The 19,827-nt window shown below is 41.6% G+C and carries 17 protein-coding genes; 2 read left to right on the forward strand and 15 right to left on the reverse strand.

Going from position 1 to position 19,827, the window contains the following annotated elements:
- Window positions 1-63: 63 nt before the first annotated feature.
- From KDU71_RS01020 to KDU71_RS01030, 3 genes are read right to left on the reverse strand one after another with little or no spacing between them, the layout of a single operon-like run.
- Window positions 64-3,333 carry an efflux RND transporter permease subunit gene (locus KDU71_RS01020; RefSeq protein WP_212188032.1) on the reverse strand — a complete coding sequence of 1,090 codons (3,270 nt, stop codon included), beginning with the start codon at window positions 3,331-3,333 and terminating at the stop codon, window positions 64-66.
- A gap of 27 nt (window positions 3,334-3,360) precedes the next feature.
- Entirely contained in the window at window positions 3,361-4,437 is a 1,077-nt protein-coding gene (locus tag KDU71_RS01025; protein ID WP_212188033.1) for an efflux RND transporter periplasmic adaptor subunit, read from the reverse strand.
- Between the two features lie 38 nt (window positions 4,438-4,475).
- Window positions 4,476-5,813: a TolC family protein gene (locus KDU71_RS01030; protein ID WP_212188034.1), complete on the reverse strand. Its 1,338-nt coding sequence runs from the start codon at window positions 5,811-5,813 to the stop codon at window positions 4,476-4,478.
- Between the two features lie 294 nt (window positions 5,814-6,107).
- Here KDU71_RS01030 and KDU71_RS01035 point away from each other — a divergent pair, with 294 nt between their 5' ends.
- Both KDU71_RS01035 and KDU71_RS01040 read left to right on the forward strand, forming a co-directional pair.
- Complete coding sequence (locus tag KDU71_RS01035) at window positions 6,108-6,932, forward strand: CvfB family protein (protein ID WP_244828035.1); 825 nt, start codon at window positions 6,108-6,110, stop codon at window positions 6,930-6,932.
- Window positions 6,933-7,084: 152 nt separating this feature from the next.
- The gene (locus KDU71_RS01040; RefSeq protein WP_212188035.1) at window positions 7,085-7,708 is read left to right on the forward strand and encodes a hypothetical protein; all 624 of its coding nucleotides are present in this window, start codon (window positions 7,085-7,087) and stop codon (window positions 7,706-7,708) included.
- A 74-nt stretch (window positions 7,709-7,782) separates the two neighbouring features.
- Here the strand turns inward: KDU71_RS01040 and KDU71_RS01045 are convergent, their stop codons facing one another.
- From KDU71_RS01045 to KDU71_RS01100, 12 genes are all read right to left on the reverse strand, one after another.
- Window positions 7,783-9,309, reverse strand: a complete 1,527-nt coding sequence (locus KDU71_RS01045; RefSeq protein WP_212188036.1) for an acyl-CoA dehydrogenase family protein — start codon at window positions 9,307-9,309, stop codon at window positions 7,783-7,785.
- Window positions 9,310-9,534: 225 nt separating this feature from the next.
- The gene (gene hydG, locus KDU71_RS01050) at window positions 9,535-10,968 is read right to left on the reverse strand and encodes a [FeFe] hydrogenase H-cluster radical SAM maturase HydG (protein WP_212188037.1); all 1,434 of its coding nucleotides are present in this window, start codon (window positions 10,966-10,968) and stop codon (window positions 9,535-9,537) included.
- A 284-nt stretch (window positions 10,969-11,252) separates the two neighbouring features.
- Entirely contained in the window at window positions 11,253-11,729 is a 477-nt protein-coding gene (locus tag KDU71_RS01055) for an NADH-quinone oxidoreductase subunit NuoE family protein (RefSeq protein WP_212188038.1), read from the reverse strand.
- 82 nt (window positions 11,730-11,811) lie between these two features.
- Window positions 11,812-13,578 carry an NADH-dependent [FeFe] hydrogenase, group A6 gene (locus tag KDU71_RS01060; RefSeq protein ID WP_212188039.1) on the reverse strand — a complete coding sequence of 589 codons (1,767 nt, stop codon included), beginning with the start codon at window positions 13,576-13,578 and terminating at the stop codon, window positions 11,812-11,814.
- 34 nt (window positions 13,579-13,612) lie between these two features.
- Window positions 13,613-15,406, reverse strand: coding sequence for an NADH-quinone oxidoreductase subunit NuoF (locus KDU71_RS01065; RefSeq protein ID WP_212188040.1), 1,794 nt, complete (start codon window positions 15,404-15,406; stop codon window positions 13,613-13,615).
- An 11-nt stretch (window positions 15,407-15,417) separates the two neighbouring features.
- Complete coding sequence (locus tag KDU71_RS01070) at window positions 15,418-15,825, reverse strand: (2Fe-2S) ferredoxin domain-containing protein (RefSeq protein ID WP_212188041.1); 408 nt, start codon at window positions 15,823-15,825, stop codon at window positions 15,418-15,420.
- 64 nt (window positions 15,826-15,889) lie between these two features.
- The gene (locus KDU71_RS01075; protein ID WP_212188042.1) at window positions 15,890-16,435 is read right to left on the reverse strand and encodes an ATP-binding protein; all 546 of its coding nucleotides are present in this window, start codon (window positions 16,433-16,435) and stop codon (window positions 15,890-15,892) included.
- On the reverse strand, window positions 16,435-17,178 hold the full coding sequence (locus KDU71_RS01080; protein WP_212188043.1) for a PHP domain-containing protein: 744 nt from the start codon (window positions 17,176-17,178) through the stop codon (window positions 16,435-16,437). The genes KDU71_RS01075 and KDU71_RS01080 overlap by 1 nt, the downstream gene beginning before the upstream one ends.
- 2 nt (window positions 17,179-17,180) lie before the next feature.
- Window positions 17,181-17,516, reverse strand: coding sequence for a DRTGG domain-containing protein (locus KDU71_RS01085; RefSeq protein WP_212188044.1), 336 nt, complete (start codon window positions 17,514-17,516; stop codon window positions 17,181-17,183).
- Window positions 17,517-17,565: 49 nt separating this feature from the next.
- Window positions 17,566-18,948 carry a [Fe-Fe] hydrogenase large subunit C-terminal domain-containing protein gene (locus KDU71_RS01090; protein WP_212188045.1) on the reverse strand — a complete coding sequence of 461 codons (1,383 nt, stop codon included), beginning with the start codon at window positions 18,946-18,948 and terminating at the stop codon, window positions 17,566-17,568.
- Between the two features lie 12 nt (window positions 18,949-18,960).
- Complete coding sequence (locus KDU71_RS01095; RefSeq protein WP_212188046.1) at window positions 18,961-19,377, reverse strand: ATP-binding protein; 417 nt, start codon at window positions 19,375-19,377, stop codon at window positions 18,961-18,963.
- 9 nt (window positions 19,378-19,386) lie between these two features.
- Window positions 19,387-19,743, reverse strand: a complete 357-nt coding sequence (locus tag KDU71_RS01100; RefSeq protein ID WP_244828037.1) for a DRTGG domain-containing protein — start codon at window positions 19,741-19,743, stop codon at window positions 19,387-19,389.
- Window positions 19,744-19,827: the final 84 nt, after the last annotated feature.

A 19,827-nucleotide genomic window follows, 5' to 3' on the forward strand; every position in this document is an offset into this window, starting at 1 on the left:
TAAATGATGCAAAGTGTGCAACACACATTCGACTTAAATTTGCACACTTCACATCATGTTTAATTAATTGCTTGATTCAACAACTTCTTCAAGCACTTCTGAGTGATTCGATTTCACCTCAGAAGGCATATCTACAGCTGCTTTACCTTCATATCTCTTGCGCTCAGTCATGTAGTATATCAGCGGTACAATCAACAGAGTTAATACAGTTGATGCAATTGTACCTCCCATCAATGAAATAGCCAGCCCCTGGAAAATAGGATCGAAAAGAATCACTACTGCACCAATCACCACTGTTCCGGCAGTTAGTAAGATAGGGGTTGTACGCACAGCACCAGCTTCTATGACAGCTTCACGCAAGGCCACTCCTTCATTCAGCCGGATATTAACAAAATCGATGAGCAGAATGGAATTCCGCACCATGATACCCGCCAGGGCAATCATACCAATCATTGAAGTTGCTGTAAAGAAGGCATTCATCATAAAGTGCCCCAGTACAATACCCACCAACGACAGAGGAATAGCTACCATCATTACAAACGGCACTTTCAGGTTTTGGAACCAACCTACAATCAGCATATAGATTATTACCAACACAACTGCAAAAGCCGTTCCCAGGTCGCGAAATACTTCATATGTGATTTGCCATTCGCCATCCCACTTAAGGCCGTAGTTATTCTCCACAAAAGGTTGACCGTTATAAAACTCTTCAATGTTATAACCGTCAGGCAACTGAATCTCATCCATGCGTTCACTCATATCAAGAATAGCATACACCGGACTTTCGAGCCTTCCGGCCACATCAGCCGTCACATACACAACCTGTTTTTGATTCTTCCGGTAGATACTCTTCTCTTTTTGCTGAGTGTTGATATTAACCAGGTCGCCAATGGCCACCATATCCCCCAGCTGCGATTTTAACGTTATCTTTTTCAAATCCTCAATCCCAGTGCGATTGCTTTCATCGAGTCGTAGTTTTATGCCCACCTGACGGTGATCATTTTCGGCATACAGGTATGACACATTGGCTCCGCGCAGCGCCATGTTCATGGCCTGAATAATTTGCTGTGGCGCAATACCCGCCAGCATGGCTTTTTCTTTATCAACATCAAAGGTATATTCTGTCTGATCATCCTCCATCATCCAGTCGATATCCACCACACTTTCGGTAGTTGCGAAGAGCTCCTTCACTTGTTGAGCCACTTCTTTCTGCGACTCATAATCAGGGCCATAAATTTCTGCCACCAAAGTTGACATTACCGGAGGTCCCGGTGGTACTTCAACCACCTTCACATTGGCATTAAACCTGGCCCCTATTTCCTGCAATCCAGGACGCAATTCCTTAGCAATATCATGCGATTGCAGGTCTCGCTCTTTTTTCGACACCAGGTTAACCTGTATATCGGCCACATTAGAACCACGGCGTAAATCGTAATGGCGTACTAATCCGTTAAAATTGATAGGTGCTGAAGCCCCCACATAAGTCTGGTAGTTGGTCACCAACTCGTGGTTGCGTAAATAGGCGGCCAGCTCCTTGGTTACATTGGCTGTCTCCTCTAAGGTGCTGCCTTCGGGCATATCCACCACCACCTGAAACTCATTCTTGTTGTCAAATGGCAAAATTTTAACGGTTACTACTTTGAACAGGAACAAACTAGCCGATCCAATTAATAAAACCGTAACGCCTATGATGAATACCCAACGTTTCATCGGACTTTCAATCATTGGGCGCATGGTTTTATTATATAATCTGTAGATTAAAGTTTTCTCCAACGAGTAATCCTTCTCCTTGTCATCATCATCATCGTGCTTCAGCAGGCGGTAAGCCAGCCACGGCGTTATCATAAGTGCCACAAACAAAGAGAAAATCATAGCAATTGACGCACCAATTGGCATCGGACTCATGTATGGTCCCATCATACCAGATACAAACACCATAGGTATTACGGCTGCAATCACGGTGAATGTGGCCAAAATGGTTGGATTACCCACCTCATCAATGGAACGCAAGGCCGCCTGCCAGAAAGGCAATTGCTTCATCTTGAAATGGCGATGCATATTCTCGGCAATAATAATGGAGTCATCTACCACAATACCTGTTACAAATACCAGAGCAAACAGAGTGATACGGTTAAGCGTATAATCTAGGAAGTAATAACTAAACATCGTTAGAGCAAAGGTGATGGGTACCGAGATAAACACCACCAAACCACCGCGCCATCCCATGGCCAGCATCACCACCAAAGTAACGGCAATAATTGCTCCCAGCAGGTGCATCAGCAGCTCTCCTACTTTATCAGAAGCGGTCTCGCCATAATTACGAGTCACCTCCACATTTATATCAGCTGGTATGAGCTCTTCGCGCAATACTTCAATTTTTTCAGTAATACGATCAGCTAAGCGCATGGCATCAGCTCCGCGGCGCTTAGCCACCGAAATAGTTACGGCCGGATATTCACTCTGGTAAACCTGCTTGCTTTCGCTGGCCTGACCATAGCCAAAAGCCACATATGAACTAGGCAAAGCTGCTCCATCTTCAACATGCGCAACCTGATGCAGGTACACAGGCGAGTTTTGATAAATCCCCACCACTACATTGGCCACTTCATCTGCATTCGTAAAAAACTCGCCAGTCCTGACGGCATACTCAGTGTTATTGCTGCTAAAACTACCAGCCGACACCTGCTGATTAGCGGCCTGCAACTGCTGGGTAATAATCAATGGATCCACCTGAAAAGCTGCCATTTTATCGCGATCTAAGACCACTTGAATTTCACGGTTACGCCCGCCTATAACTTTGGTTTCAGAGATATCAGTAATCTTCTCAATCTCCGAAGAAAGCTCCTGGGCCACGCGCCTCAACTGGTAATCATCGTAGTTTTCGCTCCACAGCGTTAACCCCATAACGGGCACATCGTCAATCGAGCGGGTTTTAACTAAAGGCATGGTGACACCAGCAGGCATCTTATCCATGTTCTTCATTATCTCGTTGTACAATTTCACGAGGCTTCGTTCGATATCTTCGCCAACATAAAACTGCACAATCAGCATAGCTTGCTCTGATAATGACTGTGAGTAAACATATTCAACGCCTTTTACATTAGATACAATCTTCTCAATTGGCGTTACTATCTTCGACTCAATCTCCTTAGGGCTGGCTCCCGGGTAGCCGATGAAAATATCGGCTATGGGAACATCAATCTGCGGTTCCTCTTCACGAGGTGTAAGGTATGAACTGTACACGCCGATAATCATGAAAGCGACCATCAATAGCGGTGTCAGTTTTGATTTTATAAACATGCGGGCTAATGTCCCGGCAAATCCTGTTTTCATTCTTCTAAAAATTAAAGGTTAGGAACATTAGTTTAATTGCAATTCGGCTCCATCAAACAGGCGGCCTTCAGAAGCAACGACTAACTGGCTGCCGTCGCTTAAGCCAGACAGCACTTCTATTTTGTCGCCATATAGCTTACCCAGTCGTACCCAACGGAGTAATGCTTTGTTAGCCTGACTGACTGTCCAGACACCTTTAAGCTGGCCGCGCTCAACAATCATATCCGCAGGCACTAACAGCTTCTGTTCCTCTCCTTTCAGATGGTTTACATGAGCAAAGACGCCACTTCTAATGGCTTGCTTCTGTTCCTCTGTAGGCAAGAGACTGATGCGTGCATCAAACTGCGAACCTGAAAAACGACTGGACGGACTAACATGTGCAATACTGCCACTAATCATCTCTTTACAAGCATCAATATGCACTTCAACCACATCTCCCTTTTCCACCTTGTATATTTCAGATTCCGGAATTTTAGCTATCACCTCAAACAGGCCTGGTGCTTCAATGGCCAGCAAAGGCATGCCTGGATTGGCCATATCACCACCATCCACAAATTTTTGGGTAATAACGCCATCGTAAGGCGCACGAATATCAGCGTATGAGAGCATTTCTACGACCTCATCCTTAGCCTTTTGCGCAGCAGCAAGCTGAGCTTTAGTCATCTTCAGATGTACTGTAATATCATCCAACTCTTTTTGCGTGGCACTTTTACTGTTGAATAAGGCCTGAATACGTTCATAATCATCTTTGGCGTGCTTGTAGGCAGCTTTGGCCTGTATAATATTAGCTTCAACCTGCTGCTCTTTGGCCTGAATATCGTTACTGCGGATTGACACCAACAACTGGCCTTTCTTAACCATATCGCCTTCGCGTACTAACACTTGGCTTATCTGCCCCATTATGCGGGTGCTTAGCGTTGATTGGTTCACCGAAGAGACTGTTCCTGTATAATGAAACTTCTTTGGTACTGTAGTTAATTCAACCGTCTCAACTTTCGCTTTTACAGCTGGTTTAGCTTTTGCATTATCCTCGTTACTACTGCCGCATGCTTGCGTTAAAAAGGCAAAAGCAGCTGCAGCCATTAATAAGTTTACAGATTTCATATTTATACTATTTTTTGTTTTTCGAATGATGTAATGAATTATTGCTGGTTAGTTTCCGATGCCAGCATTTGATATTTGAACACAGCCACATTGTAGTTGTAGATGGCATTCAGCTTTTTGAGAACACTCTCTTCTGCCTTGGTTTCGGCCATCAGCAAATCTGAGGTACTCTCCATACCCTGATTATAGCGATTGGTTCTGATACGCAATGATTCGTTTGCCTCCTCAGCAGCCAGGTTGTAAGTTGCCAATTGACTCTCAGCAACTGCTATAGCTCTGGTAGCTTTAGACAGTTCCATATTTTCTTTCTCCACATAATCTTGGTAAGACACCTGTGCTTTTTGATAATTAGCCTTGGTCTGGTTGTACTTTCCTATATTTCGTCCGCCATTGAAAATGCGCCACTGCAGCTTAATACCTACCATGTAACTATCGGCACCAAAACCACCAAAATCAGCATCATAAAGATTATAAGAACCAAAAGCGTTGATGCGTGGAGCAAACTTCATTAGATCGCTCTTCTCCATCTTCTTTTGTGCCTCCAGGCCATATTGCATGGCCACCACATCAGAACGATTGAAAATAGAAGTAGCATTATTAAATGAAAAGGTCACCTGCGAAATTGAATCGGTCACCTGCACAGGCAGATGAATTGCCCGACCCATTAGAAAGTTTAATGTTTCGCTCACACTCTTTACCTGGTTTTCGGCCTCCTGCACCATAGCCACCTGCTCATACTGACGCACTTTAATAGCCATCACGTCTGCTTCTTTCAGGTATCCTTGTTGCAAATTATCCTCAGCCATTTTCAAGTAGGAGTTGGTGGTGGCCTGAGCCTTTTTCATGACTTCTACACGATTTTGTGCTAATTGCAAAGCATAATATGTTTGCTTCACCAAAAACTGCACATACTCGCGTGTGTACTCTGTCTGATGCTCCATGGCTTTTACTTGCTTGCCGGCAGCTCCTTTCCCCATCCAGGCATCCACATTAATCAATGGCTGTTCAACCATTACCTGTGTAGCAAAATGATTGGTTTGTCCTGGCGCATTAATCACTGACGGATCAAAATCAGCCATAGTCACTCCCTGCTGCTGCAGCTTAAATCCAAAAGCATAAAGTGGATCATTTGAAGTCATATAGCCACTTGACAACTCAACTGAAGGCAGAAATGCAGCATTAGCCTGCTGATTTGCCCCCTTTGCAGCATTAACATCAGCCAGCGCCTTCTGAATTTCTCTGTTATTTTCTGACGCCAACTGCAATGCCTCATCCAACGAAAACATCTCATTGCCCATGTTTTCCTGAGCCTGAGATGCCAAGCCTGCCAATGATATGCAGGCTATTAGAATCCCATTTAAAAAATTTCTGTTCATATGTTTTGTTTGTTTTTCCATATTCATTTACCGAAGTAAAATTTCAGGGACAAACATATATCTATTTTTCTACATATACAACTTTCTAGATGTTTGTATATGTAAACTTTATTTTATGGCACTGATTTGCTGATACTTAAAATTAGTACCAATTTATCTTTTAATTTCAATACGCCTCAAAATGCCTATAACACTACCCAAAATCATCGCAAGAAATAAATGAAGTTCTTAAATAATGAATAGCAAATAATGCCATACATTTACTTATCTTTGCACCTTGTTAAAAATATCAGGATGATAGGGAAATACAATACATTAAAAGTTATTAAGACTGTTGACTTTGGCGTTTATCTGGATGGGGGCGAATTGGGCGAAATACTGTTACCAATTAGGTATGTACCACCCGGACTAAAAGTCGACGATGACATCGAAGTATTTATTTACCTGGACTCTGAAGACCGCATTATAGCTACAACAGAAGAACCACATGCTATAGTAGGTGAGTTTGCATATTTGAAAGTTGTTTCTGTCAACAAAACAGGCGCTTTTCTTGATTGGGGTCTGATGAAAGATCTATTGGTTCCTTATCGTGAGCAGGCCGAACGCATGAAAGAAGGTGAGCGGTATGTAGTGTATGTATACCTTGACGATGAAAGCAGGCGTATTGTCGCTACATCAAAACTCAATTCAGTTTTAGATAACCTGATGCCAGAATATGAGGAAGGTGAAGAAGTGGACATCATGGTGATAGGTAAAACCGATTTAGGTTATAAGGTGGCTGTGAATAACACACACTCAGGCATGCTCTATCATAATGAGTTGTTTAAACCCATAAAAATTGGGGACAGCTGTAAAGGGTATATCAAAAAAGTAAGGGAAGACGACAAGCTGGATATTAGCCTGGAAAAACCAGGTTACGAAAAGATTGATGGTCTGGCTGCTGACATCATTGAAAAGCTTAAAGCAAAAGATGGTCACATGGACATCTCTGACAAGAGCCCCGCTGAACTAATCTACAAAGTATTTGGAACCAGTAAGAAAAACTTTAAAAAAGCCATTGGTGCATTGTATAAGCAACGTCTTATAAAAATAGACAATAATGGCATTTCCTTACTTTAATGGCTTAACGTTATTAAACAGGTTCTATCCTAAGTCTTAAATATTCCTAATTCTAAACTTGCAAAACAAGATTGGTAAAGTTATTGCTGGTTACCCGCATTAATTACCACCAAAGCCTGTATTAAGGCTCAGTAAAATGTAAAGGATTAAATATGAAGTTTATTTTCTCAGTGATTGTTGGGGTGTGTTGCCTTGCCAATATCAATGCGCAAGATTTTAACAGTAACTCAGGTTTTGAGAGTGTTGCAGTGGAAGACAATCAGTTTTATAATGAAAAATCAGACGAAAAGTCTGCACATGTATTCAATTCGTTAGGTATACAATTATTTAATACAGCGGGTTATTCTGATCTGGAAGCGAGTTTTTGGGCATCAGTCAGCAAAAACTCGAAGCACAACGTCAACTTACGCCTTAGTCATAACCGCTTTGAAGGCGAATATTTCAGCGTTGGTATTGGTTATGGATATGAATTATATGCTGACAACCACCTCTTTTTACCTTACACTACCTATAATCAGGATGTAGAGACCTGGAAAAACCGAGCATTGGTAAATGGCTTGTACTACTCCTATGGTGGACGTTTTGACTTTGCTGTTGGTACTACCACCAACTTCAATAAAGATGGTTACACAAACAACTCATTTTGGGTAGATGCCTATTATAACATCAAAGCTTTTGGTGGAATTCAGATAGGAGCTGAATATTGCATCATGAGTGATACTGGAGATGCCTATTATGGTATTATCTTTCAGAAAACACTGTGGCGAAGAAAATAATTCAGTACAAATATAATACAACAAAACCGGACGTAAAATCCGGTTTTGTTGTATTATATGGAAGTCACAACCTTTTAAACAAAAGAGAGCCAATTAGATTGAGAACGATAATCCTCGATTACCTGCGTTTGGTTATCTGCATTATAAGCTGCCAACAGTTGCTGAATATCCTGGCGCAAATGAACAACCGCCCCATCAATCAACTCTGCTGCAAAGCCTTTGTCACCCAGCTTTAATACTTTTTCCAGGGAGATTAGACGACTGAAAATCTGACCAAATTCAACCAATTTACGCTGCGGAATAGAGTCTTTCAATTTAAAATTGAATAAATCCTTCACAACATTTCCTGCATTTGCCGTTAGCTCAAAACCATTAATGAAATCAAGCACATTGGTATGCCTGGCTTTACGCATCAGCTTAATAATACTTTCTGCCACCTGCGAATATAGCATATCGTTAGAGCCTTCAAAAATCTGAAAGGGACGACTATCAACCGTTGAGCGCCCGGCAATATGATTGAGTTTATAGCCTTTGGCACCTACCAACTGCAATAATGTTTGCGAAGCGGCCTGCATCATATCTGTAGCAATGCTTTTAACTGCATTGGCTTCTATTCCTATAGTAGATAAGTCATTTTTCAGTCCTGCCTTTGCACTACTATTGACACAAAAAGCTGATACTGTAGTGAAGTAAGCCTGCAGCTGACTAATGCGCTGCTGCACCTGATCATAGGACAAAAGACTTTTACCGCCAACAAAGCGCTGCTGACAATGCTGTATAGCCTCATCAAGCATACGTTGAATAAATCCGATGGCCATACCCGGAAATGACATTCGGCTTCGGTGCAATAAGTCTAGCATGAGTTTAACACCTGATTTTTCCGGCACTAACTTCTGTACACCAGGAATCTCCACATCAATACGATTACGTCCGTATGGTATTTGATACAAACCCAGGTTATTAAAACGTTCTTCAACAACAATGCCCTGCTTAGGTTGTGTTACATCACAAATAAAGAAATCAAGATCACGTGCCAGGCTTTTACCACCCATATCTTTACGAGCGGTTAACAGCCAGAAATCGGCCCAACCCGTTAAGCCAGCCCAATGCTTTGTACCTTTAAGTTTGGCTGAATTGCCAGACTCAGTATAAGATGTCTGCATATTTAATGCATCACTACCAAAGTCAGGCTCCGTAATCATTAATCCACCCATATTTTGTTGCTCTATAAAACGCTTCAGCACTTCCACTTTGGCCTCTGGTTGACCTGCTTTTATGACGGGCTGCAGAAATAGAGCCATATTAATACCAAAGGTTAGGGACAAAGCCAATGATTCGTAGGAGGCAGCCGCCATTAAGGCAATACTCTCTTTGGTGTCCCCTCCTAATCCTCCGTACTCAGTTGGAATAATGGCGGAAAAAGGATTAGTGGACATTATCTCGCGCATCACAAAAGGAGGCATACCCCGGTTAATACCAAGTTCATTAATATCACTGCGCTCATGATAAACGCTTTTCATTTTGGTTTTTAAGCGCTTCAGAATTTTTTCGAACTGTCGGTCCAGATTACTGCCTACCTCAGCTATTGATTGTATTTGCATCTACCTTATTTTACAGACAATCATAATTGGGTTTAGGTCTAAAATGCATATACTTTAACCATGTGCACCCTACTATAATTATCCAGAATGAAAACTAAAGGCACGAAAGTATCGATTAGTTTTTAATTTATATGGATTTTTGGATGTTTTTATCTTTTTATTAACCAATGAACAAAAAAAACCTGATTAACAGCTATTAATCAGGCTTTCAAATTTGATAAGTTATTAGAAGTATAAATCTCGTTCGCCGGCTTGTATGCGCCCCAAACGCTCAACTAATTTTGTTTTGAAGCGCTCATCATCATAGTCCTTCAAACTATCTTCAATCAGCTTGTAACCCTTTTCTTTAGTTGCAGGAGGAGCATAATCCTCAAGGTATTCAGCCAAAGTAAGTATGGCATTGGGTTGACAAAAGCGCTTGATAAATCCGGGAACAGAAAACTCCATGAAGTGCTCACCGGTGCGGTTTAAACGATAACAGGCCGTGCAAAAAGAAGGTATATAACCATCTTCCACCAACTCTTCCATCACCTCATTCAAGGAGCGATCGTCACAAATCTCAAATTGTTCATGATCCAAATCCTGTTGCTCCTTATGGCTGGTATATCCTTTCATCTCAATATTGGTACCGCCATCAATCTGCGACACTCCATATTGTAAAATCTCATCGCGAATATGGCCTGGCTCGCGTGCTGTTAAAATTAAGCCTGTATAAGGCACTGCTAATCGCAATACAGCCACCAGCTTGGTAAAATCTGCATCACTTACTTCGTAGCGTTTATCTACCTCAAAGCCTGAAGCTGACTGAATACGAGGAAATGAAATGGTATGTGGCCCAACGTTATACACCGCCTCAAAATGATTGACATGGCGCAACAGCCCCAATACTTCGTATCGCCAATCGTAAAGTCCAAACAAAGCACCAATACCCACATCATCAATTCCCGCTTCCTGGGCCCTATCCAACCCTGCCAATCGCCATTCAAAATGCTTCTTGGTTCCTTTCAGGTGTACTTTCTCATAGGTTGGTTTATGATAGGTTTCCTGAAAGATCTGGTAGGTACCTATGCCTGCTTCTTTCACAATTTTATACCCCTCAATATCCAGCGGTGCAGCATTGATGTTAACTCGGCGGATCTCACCATTCTTATGCTTAACACCATAAACAATCTTCACAGTATCAGCTATAAACTGTGCGTCGTAACGCGGATGCTCGCCATACACGAGTATCAATCTTTTATGACCCGTATCTTCCAGAGCCACCACCTGATCAATGATATCTTGCTTGCCAAGCGTTATGCGCTCCTGTTTTTTATTGGTGGAACGAAACCCACAATAGGTACAATCATTGATACACAGGTTGCCTACATACAGCGGTGCAAACAACACAATTCGTCTGCCATACACCTGTTCTTTAAGTTGCTTGGCAGCCGACTTGATGGCATCCACCATTTCAGGTTCATTCGCATTCAATAGAATAGCCGTGTCTTGCAAACTTAATCGCTGCTTCTGCATCGATTTGGCAATCACTTCATTAACCTTTTGAATACTTGGTTGTTGATGTGCCGCCAGAATCTCATTGATTTCTTCCGGATCAATAAAATTCTCCATTGGCTTATCGGCCAGCTTATATTTTTGCGGGGTATAAATTATTGACATCTGATTTGCTTTTATGTGTTGTCCCAATCAACACTTCAATGCTTCAAAATTAGGTGTTTTAAGCTGATTTAAGCAATATATTACCAGAATTATTAGCTGTTAAAAAACACCATTTAGCGTTATACTTATAATTAGACCTTCCACCTAAAATTTAAACTTTAATTCATAAGCTTAAACCTAACTTTCTCACTGATATATCTTTCCAGCAAGACATTTAATTACAATATAAATAACAAAAAACCGCCCCAAAAAAATGAGGCGGCTCCATTATTGAAACATGTATTTTATTTATACTCTTCTAAAATACCTTTTACATCTTCAGCTGCTACACGACCATAAACTTTATCGCCTACAGTAACAACTGGAGCAAGCCCGCATGCACCAACGCAGCGCAAGCAACTGATAGAGAATTTACCATCAGGTGTGGTTTCACCAACTTTTACATCCAGATGACGCTTGAATTCGTCCAACACCTTCTCAGCTCCACGCACGTAGCATGCCGTTCCCATACAAATTGAGATAGGATGCTCTCCTTTTGGAATCATCGAGAAGAATGAGTAGAACGTTACGACACCATAAACGTGTGCAACAGACACATTCATTTCATTTGCTACTAACTCTTGAACTTCAGCTGGCAAATAGCCAAACAATTCCTGAGCTGCATGAAGTGCATTAATCAACTCGCCTCCTTCGTTACCGAGCTTCTTACATACTTCTTTTAATTCTTCCACCTTACCGGCGGGTAATTTTATATCTGCCATTTTAATTTCCTTTTAAGATAAAAGATACAAGTATCAAGTATCAAGACTAACTTGCATCTTGATACTATAATCTTGATACTAACTAGATTTCAATCTTCTTTTTCTTATCGTAATAGTGCGTGTGAAGCAACTCATGCGATTTATGTCCACATGGCTCACCCAGAAATTCGCTATACAGTTTCTGAACAAATGGGTTTTCATGCGATTTACGCAGCACTTTACCTTTATCTTCCTCATAAATAGCATGCTGACGCTTCTTCAGTACTTCAACATCACCGTGGTGATATGGCTGACCACCACCACCAATACATCCACCAGGACACGCCATAATTTCAATAGCATGAAACTGTGATTTCCCGGCTCTGATATCTTCTAATAATTTACGGGCATTTCCTAATCCGTGAGCAATACCAATATTAATTGGAAGACCATCAAAATCAATGGTTGCCGAACGAATACCTTCAAATCCTCTTAACTCTTCGAAGTCAAGTTTTGGAAGTGGCTTTTTGGTATGCACCTCGTAAGCGGTGCGCACAGCAGCTTCGATTACACCACCGGTAGTACCGAAGATAACCGCAGCACCAGTAGACTCTCCCAGTGGCTGGTCAAAATCATCTTCTTCCAGTGCTTCGAAGTTTAAGTTGGCATTGCGAATCATCTGAGCCAACTCGCGAGTTGAAATTGATAAGTTCACGTCTGGATCACCATCTACCTTGAACTCATCGCGTGCACACTCATATTTTTTAGCCAAACAAGGCATCACAGAAACCACAACTACATCTTCGCGCTTCTGTTTCAGCTGGTCAGCGAAATAAGTTTTCGCAATGGCACCAAACATTTGCTGAGGCGACTTAGCTGTTGATGGAATATCTATCATATCAGGGAACTGATGCTCGAAGAAGTTCACCCACCCCGGACAACAAGAAGTTAAGATTGGTAACTTCACATCTTTATCACCCGCTAAATGCTTACCTAAACGACCTAACAACTCGGTACCTTCTTCCATAATGGTTAAGTCAGCTGCAAAGTCAGTATCAAATACATGGTCGAAACCCAATTTGCGCAGAGCTGAAACCATTTTACCGGTCACCAAAGTACCTGCTTCCATGCCAAACTCCTCGCCTAACGCAGCACGAACAGCCGGAGCCGTCTGAACAATCACTGTTTTCTTAGGATCAACAATTGCATCCATCACTTTAGCTGAACTATCACGCTCTGTTAAAGCACCAGTAGGACAAACAGCCACACACTGACCACAGAAAGTACAGGCCGAATGATCCAGATCCATTTCGAAGGCTGGTGCCACAACCGACTCGAAACCACGGTTAACAGCCGAAAGTACACCAACTGTCTGAACTTCGTTACAGGCAGTTTCGCAACGGCGACACATGATGCATTTCTCCATTTCGCGCACGATAGCTGGCGACTCATCACTCTTATACGAGTTCTTCTCGCCCTGGTAACGCACTTCGCGAATACCAAGATTTTGTGCCATTGTCTGTAATTCGCAATCGCCTGACTTAGCACACACCAAACACTCAAACGGGTGATCAGATAAGATCAGTTCCATAACTGTACGACGGGCATTTACCACACGAACAGAGTGCGTTTGAATGTCCATACCTTCTGTACACTCTGTTTTACATGCAGGTGCCAAGTTACGACGGCCTTCCACTTCCACCACGCAAACACGACATCCGCCTGGCTTATTCTCAATGTTCATATCGTGCAGCTTCATGTGACATAAAGTTGGAATATCCACCCCGATGTTTTTCGCTGCCTCTAAGATGGTAGTGCCTTTCTCAACAACTACCTTTTTATTATCTATGCTTAATTGAACGATTTCCATTCTTCTATCTTTTACTGTTCAAAAATTAGCCTGGTTACTGAATGCTGATTGCACCAAACTTACATTTTTCATAACAAGCACCACACTTAATACATGTCTCCTGACTAATTAAATGAGGTTCTTTCTTATCTCCGGTAATCGCATCAACCGGACAAACGCGCGAACAAAGTGTACAACCAATACATTTCTCGGCCTCAATCACATACTGCATCAGTGACTTACACTGACCAGCCGGACATTTACCGTGGCGAACGTGTGCTTCATACTCATCAGCAAAGTTCTCCATGGTTGACAGAACCGGGTTAGGCGATGTTTGACCTAATCCACAAAGAGAAGTATCCTTAATTACATTACTCAGATTACGTAATAAAGTAAGGTCTTCTTCTGTTCCTTTACCTTCAGTCAGTTTATCAAGCATTTCGTATAAACGCTTATTACCAATACGACAAGGCGCACACTTACCACACGATTCTTCAACTGTAAAATCTAAATAGAATTTGGCTACAGAAACCATACAATCGTCTTCATCCATTACAATCATACCACCTGAGCCCATCATTGAGCCACAAGCTAACAGGTTATCGTAATCGATTGGAATATCTAAATGCTTTTCAGTTAAGCAACCACCTGATGGACCACCTGTCTGAACAGCTTTAAACTTCTTACCATCTTTAATACCACCACCAATATCGAAAATAACTTCGCGAAGTGAGGTCCCCATTGGCACTTCAATCAGTCCAACATTATTTACTTTGCCAGCCAAAGCAAATACTTTGGTTCCTTTACTCTTTTCAGTACCGATACTACTAAACCACTCAGCTCCTTCGAGAATAATAACCGGTATATTGGCATATGTCTCAACATTATTTACGTTGGTTGGCATACCTTTATAACCACTCTCTGATGGGAATGGTGGCTTCACTGTTGGCTCCCCGCGCAATCCTTCCATGGAGTGAATCAAAGATGTTTCTTCACCACAAACGAAAGCACCTGCACCATAGCGTAATTCAACATCGAAACTAAATCCTGTACCGAAAATATCTTCACCTAATAAACCATATTCGCGGGCCTGATTAATGGCAATCTTCAAACGAGAAATAGCCAATGGATACTCAGCACGGATATAAATTAAACCTTTTGAAGCGCCGGTACAATAGCCGTTAATAGCCATTGCCTCCAATACTGCATGTGGATCTCCTTCAAGAATTGAACGATCCATAAAAGCACCCGGATCACCTTCATCGGCATTACAAACCACATATTTTTGCTCAGCTTCCACTTTACGAGTGATGTCCCACTTTAATCCTGTTGGGAAACCACCACCACCACGACCGCGAAGACCAGAGTCAATAATCACTTTAATAGCTTCTTCAGGCGTCAGTTCAGTTAATACTTTACCTAAAGCAGCATATCCATCACGAGCAATGTACTCATCAATATTTTCAGGATTGATAAAACCACAATTACGCAAGGCAATACGTATCTGTTTTTTGTAGAAGCCCATATCTTTCGATTCCGAAACACGTTCCTGTGTCTCTGGATCAGTATAAAGTAAGCGCTCTACTTTCCGTCCTTTTACTAAATGCTCTGATACAATTTCAGTGGCATCTTCAGGTGTTACCTGCACGTAAAAAGTATTGTCTGGTACCATCTTAACAACAGGACCTTTCTCACAGAACCCGAAGCAACCGGTTCTCACTACTTGTACTTCATTCTCAAGGCTATTCTCCTCAATTACTTTCCCAAGATTTTGTACAATTTCCTCACCTTGTGATGCACGGCAGCCAGTTCCGCCACATACAAGGATATGATTCTTATATTTAGCCATAGTGCAAAAAACTATTCGTTTTTATTCTCTTTTACTGTTTCGTAATTTACCGGGATGATACCATCCACCAGTTCACCTCTAATAATGTACTTCTCAATGATTTCATTGGCCTTTTTATTATCCACATGACCAAAAACCACTGGTGCACTATTGGGCAACGTGACTTCGATAGTTGGTTCTGCATAGCAGTAACCCATGCATCCGGTTTGAGTAACTATGGCATCTATTGCCTGACGATCCATTTCTTCAATCATATGGTTCATCACTTCCTTAGCTCCTGAAGCAATTCCACAGGTAGCCATCGACACTTTCACCTGAACCAGTTTATCAGGATGGTCGCTTTTCTCGCGCAAACTCACTTTTGTTTGCAGTTCATCGCGCAATTTGCGCAAATCAGCAAGAGATTTAACTTTTGACATAGCGATTGGTTATTATTAATTACACATTCTTTTGTTTGTCTGGTTGCCCGATTTAATCTGGCATTTAATCAAATTCTATCTTTAATTCCCTTAAATTTTCCTCAATCATTTCCTTCAAAAAACTTGTTACTTTCGGCAGACGAATGTCTACATCTCCTAATACCTCTTTAACCTCATTGGTGCTTATTGCAAACTGTTCATCTCCACATTGAACTTCAAATTGCAGATTAACACCTTCATTGCCTGTCATCATCATGGCTGCTGTGGATGCAATGTCACCCATTGGCGGCCTGTCAATGTGCTTTCGTCCAAACTGAGCAGTTAAAGTCGTACCAACACCAAGCGTCGATTCAATCTCCACATGTCCACCGGTTAGTTCTGCATTTTGCTGTATAAGTGGAATGCCCATCCCAACCTTACGAGTAGTGCGTGATGTATAAAAAGGATCGCGCACTTTTTGTAGCGTAACCTCATCCATACCTTTCCCATCATCCTGCACCTTTATGGTCAGCCAGTATTCATCCGTCACTATGGATAGTGTTATATTTTCAGCTTTGGCTCTAACCGAGTTCTGGACAATGTCCATGATATGCATTGATAAATCCTTCATTACCTCAATTCAATTACTCTTCTTCCTTCAACATTGTGCAATGCCTTCCGAAACTCCTCGAAACTGGGCTCTTCCATTTCTACAATGGTATAATGTGTACCTATCTGCTCAGGAAAATGAGCATCGGATGAGCGCAGCACCGTAAATTGTTTAAGCTCGGGATGCTTATTAAGCTGTTCCTCCACATTATATCGCGAGCTTATTCCAATAGCGTCGGGGGATATATCAAATGGCATAAATCCCAACTGGCTGTATACACTAAAGCTTGGTCTGAAGATGTGTGCTGGTATAAACAATCCATCCAGCTCTCTCACTTTATCCTCCACCTCATCAATCGACTGTTCAATGGCACTAATCAGTAACCGCTCTTCCTGTCCAAGTATTTCTTCATTGACATCGACCCACACCTGATGCCCAAACCGTTCTGGGTCATTGGGTATCTCAGGTAGATGCTTATCCAGATACACCTGAAAAGCGTCAAGTTTTTCAAAATTTTCAAAGAACGTTAAACAGTGTACTTCTTCTTTGGTAGTGACCTCGACTCCGCAAAACACTGTTACTCCCTTTTGCTGTCCAACTTTATACACTTCGGCACATTGCCTGGTGCTGTTATGGTCAGTTATTCCAATTATATCTATTCCCCGCTCTAATGCTTTCTCTACAATGACAACCGGACTCATCTCTAAACTTCCACATGGAGATAAGACGGTGTGCATGTGCAAATCGGCCTTAAAGCGTTTCATTACTATTCATTAAGCATTTGATACAATTTACCGGATAACTCAAACGTCTCCATTTCACTGCTTAACAAAGGTATCCCTTCATCATTACTCTGATTAATGGTGTTCTCATCCGCCTCCAATCCTTTAACTATAATTACAGCTGCTACCTCTTTAAGTGATGCCACTGCCATTACATTGCGGTGAGTCTGCAGGGTTATCCACACATCGCCCTCATCCACATTCCCCATTACATCGCTCAATAAGTCAGATGTATAACCACCTGTTATTTCATTCTGAAGGCCTTCTTCGCCTCCAATTACTTTGAGATCCAGTTTTTCAATGATATCAGCAACCTTCATCTTTATATATATTTTAATGCCTCAGACATAGACCTGCGTCTCTAACTAATTACATATTAGCTTCATCCTTAGCACCTTTTTTCTTACAATCTTTATCTAAACGATCTTTACCCCAGGTTTTTTCAATAATACGAATAGAATGCTGAGGATCCAGTTTCTTACTCTTTTCCATCATGCGCTGCAGAAAGACACAATTCGACAAGTTAGCTTCTTTACGTACAATGTCTTTAGCCAAACTTTCACAATTTGGAGCACCGCAGGCTCCACAGTCAATACCCGGCAAATAGCACATCATTCGACGAACACGTTCCATTTTCTTCAATGCAATACTCATGTCTTCGTCAAGCACCATCATCGAGCGTGGTTCAACCCTGCCAACGTAGTTATTATTCTTAATCAATTGCCTGTGAGCATCGGAGATATTCTGCACATACTTGCCAGATGCATTGATGCGTTCTGCCCTATTCTTGAGCCGTTCAACAGTTAGAAATCTGTTTTCGGTTAACAAAACACCACCGGCACAACTCTGATCACAAGCTCTCAATTCCAGAAAGTCTACATTTATAATTTCATCATTTTCAACTTTCTCTAAGAAAGAAATAACATTATGAATCTCATCTATCGCCAGGCAACGGCCTGTCATCTGACTGGCCTCTCCATCAGTAAGGCTCCAGTTGAGTCCTTTGGGAGAAAGGTAAGGCACTGTTTCTTCACATGAGAATTGGGTGTTACTGCGTGTTTTCAGCACGTGGTACACTTTATTATACAGAAAGTCCATGTTGATAACACCATCAACATTTGACATGTCATCTCCTACCGGACTCTTTACTGTTGCTATTTTGGAAGCACAGGGTGTCACATAAAATACCCCAATCTCATCGGCACTTTTTCCTTCTTCCTGAAGTAATTCGCGATAATACATAGCCGTGGTATCAATTGGCGGCTTTATAGGTATAATATTATTTACCAATCCGGGGAAACGCACCTGAATGAGGCGAACTATTGATGGACAGAAAGCACTTATCATTGGCTTGTCTCTATCCGACTTTAGTTCATCCAGCATCGATTCATTGATGACATCAACGGTAGCTTCAGCCGGCACCACATGAGTAAATCCCAGGCCTTTGAGCACATCAATGATTTCACACTCTTTTATTTGCTTAGAAAACTGACCAATAAAAACCGACGGTAGAACAGCCACACGGTATTTAAAATTGAAGATTTTCTCGAAATCATCCTGCTCAACGTAGAAAGCATCTACCGGACATGATTTCATACATTCGCCACAGTCAACACACCAGTTTTTTCGAATAGAGGCAATACCATCGCGGATACGAATGGCATCGGTTGGACATACATTCATACAATGGGTACATCCAAAGCATAAATCCTTATCCACTTTTAATGCATGATAAAACTGTTGCTCGCTCATAGCCATTCTCAATTAACTTGTCAATTTAGTTGTAAGCTCAACGACTGTTCCTTCACCAACTTTACTGCTAATATCAATTACATCGGCATTTCTCTTCATATTAGGCAATCCCATGCCTGCACCAAATCCCATCTCTCTCACCATGGCCGATGCTGTTGAGTAGCCCACCTGCATGGCTAAATCAATATCAGGTATCCCTGGCCCTTCATCCTCAATACGAATATGTATTCGGCTAGGATCAATATCAACTAACACCATTCCTTTGTATGCATGAGCTACAACGTTCACTTCTCCTTCGTATAGAGCTACTACAATGCGCTTTATTATTTTCGGATCAACATTTAGCTGTTTAAGTACTTTTTTGACATTACTGGCTGCATTACCAGCCTTGGCAAAATTTCCTCCTTCAACTTCGTAGCTAAACTTCATATTCAATTATCAATACACAGGACTAACACCTGCATCGTGCAACATCCCAATTGTTCTGAACATCGAATACTTACATTCTATCAGAACAGTATTATTTTCACTAGCCACATCAATCATCTCAGGGGTCACCTTTTTGCCCCGCACAAACACTATACAGTTAATATCCGCCATTTCAGCAGTTCTTACAGTTTGCATATTGGTTAAGCCGGTAATCAGCACCAGGTGTTCTGACTCAAGGGTCAAGACATCACTCATTAAATCACTGGCAAATGCATACCTCACTTCATTTTCAATAAGATCAACACCACAAACAACTTGGGCCTCCAGCAGTTCGGCTATTTTTCTTATTTTAATTGATGTCGCCATATTTGTTATTCTTAGCTAGGTTAATGTTGCTAATTATTAAAGAAATATTTCCTGATTACTACAGCAAACTAATACTAATATACC

The organism is Carboxylicivirga sediminis (genome assembly GCF_018156225.1).
Lineage (GTDB): Bacteria > Bacteroidota > Bacteroidia > Bacteroidales > Marinilabiliaceae > Carboxylicivirga > Carboxylicivirga sediminis.

Excerpts from the sequence above, each read along its gene's own strand:
- KDU71_RS01080 (WP_212188043.1), bottom strand. The coding sequence starts at position 17,178 with ATGAAACGCTTTAAGGCCGATTTGCACATGCACACCGTCTTATCTCCA.
- KDU71_RS01090 (WP_212188045.1), bottom strand. The coding sequence starts at position 18,948 with ATGAGCGAGCAACAGTTTTATCATGCATTAAAAGTGGATAAGGATTTA.
- KDU71_RS01060 (WP_212188039.1), bottom strand. The coding sequence starts at position 13,578 with ATGGAAATCGTTCAATTAAGCATAGATAATAAAAAGGTAGTTGTTGAG.
- KDU71_RS01095 (WP_212188046.1), bottom strand. The coding sequence starts at position 19,377 with ATGAAGTTTAGCTACGAAGTTGAAGGAGGAAATTTTGCCAAGGCTGGT.
- KDU71_RS01040 (WP_212188035.1), top strand. The coding sequence starts at position 7,085 with ATGAAGTTTATTTTCTCAGTGATTGTTGGGGTGTGTTGCCTTGCCAAT.
- KDU71_RS01065 (WP_212188040.1), bottom strand. The coding sequence starts at position 15,406 with ATGGCTAAATATAAGAATCATATCCTTGTATGTGGCGGAACTGGCTGC.
- KDU71_RS01100 (WP_244828037.1), bottom strand. The coding sequence starts at position 19,743 with ATGGCGACATCAATTAAAATAAGAAAAATAGCCGAACTGCTGGAGGCC.
- KDU71_RS01070 (WP_212188041.1), bottom strand. The coding sequence starts at position 15,825 with ATGTCAAAAGTTAAATCTCTTGCTGATTTGCGCAAATTGCGCGATGAA.
- KDU71_RS01085 (WP_212188044.1), bottom strand. The coding sequence starts at position 17,516 with ATGAAGGTTGCTGATATCATTGAAAAACTGGATCTCAAAGTAATTGGA.
- KDU71_RS01075 (WP_212188042.1), bottom strand. The coding sequence starts at position 16,435 with ATGAAGGATTTATCAATGCATATCATGGACATTGTCCAGAACTCGGTT.
- KDU71_RS01035 (WP_244828035.1), top strand. The coding sequence starts at position 6,108 with ATGATAGGGAAATACAATACATTAAAAGTTATTAAGACTGTTGACTTT.
- KDU71_RS01025 (WP_212188033.1), bottom strand. The coding sequence starts at position 4,437 with ATGAAATCTGTAAACTTATTAATGGCTGCAGCTGCTTTTGCCTTTTTA.
- KDU71_RS01055 (WP_212188038.1), bottom strand. The coding sequence starts at position 11,729 with ATGGCAGATATAAAATTACCCGCCGGTAAGGTGGAAGAATTAAAAGAA.
- KDU71_RS01045 (WP_212188036.1), bottom strand. The coding sequence starts at position 9,309 with ATGCAAATACAATCAATAGCTGAGGTAGGCAGTAATCTGGACCGACAG.
- KDU71_RS01020 (WP_212188032.1), bottom strand. The coding sequence starts at position 3,333 with ATGAAAACAGGATTTGCCGGGACATTAGCCCGCATGTTTATAAAATCA.
- KDU71_RS01030 (WP_212188034.1), bottom strand. The coding sequence starts at position 5,813 with ATGAACAGAAATTTTTTAAATGGGATTCTAATAGCCTGCATATCATTG.
- hydG (WP_212188037.1), bottom strand. The coding sequence starts at position 10,968 with ATGTCAATAATTTATACCCCGCAAAAATATAAGCTGGCCGATAAGCCA.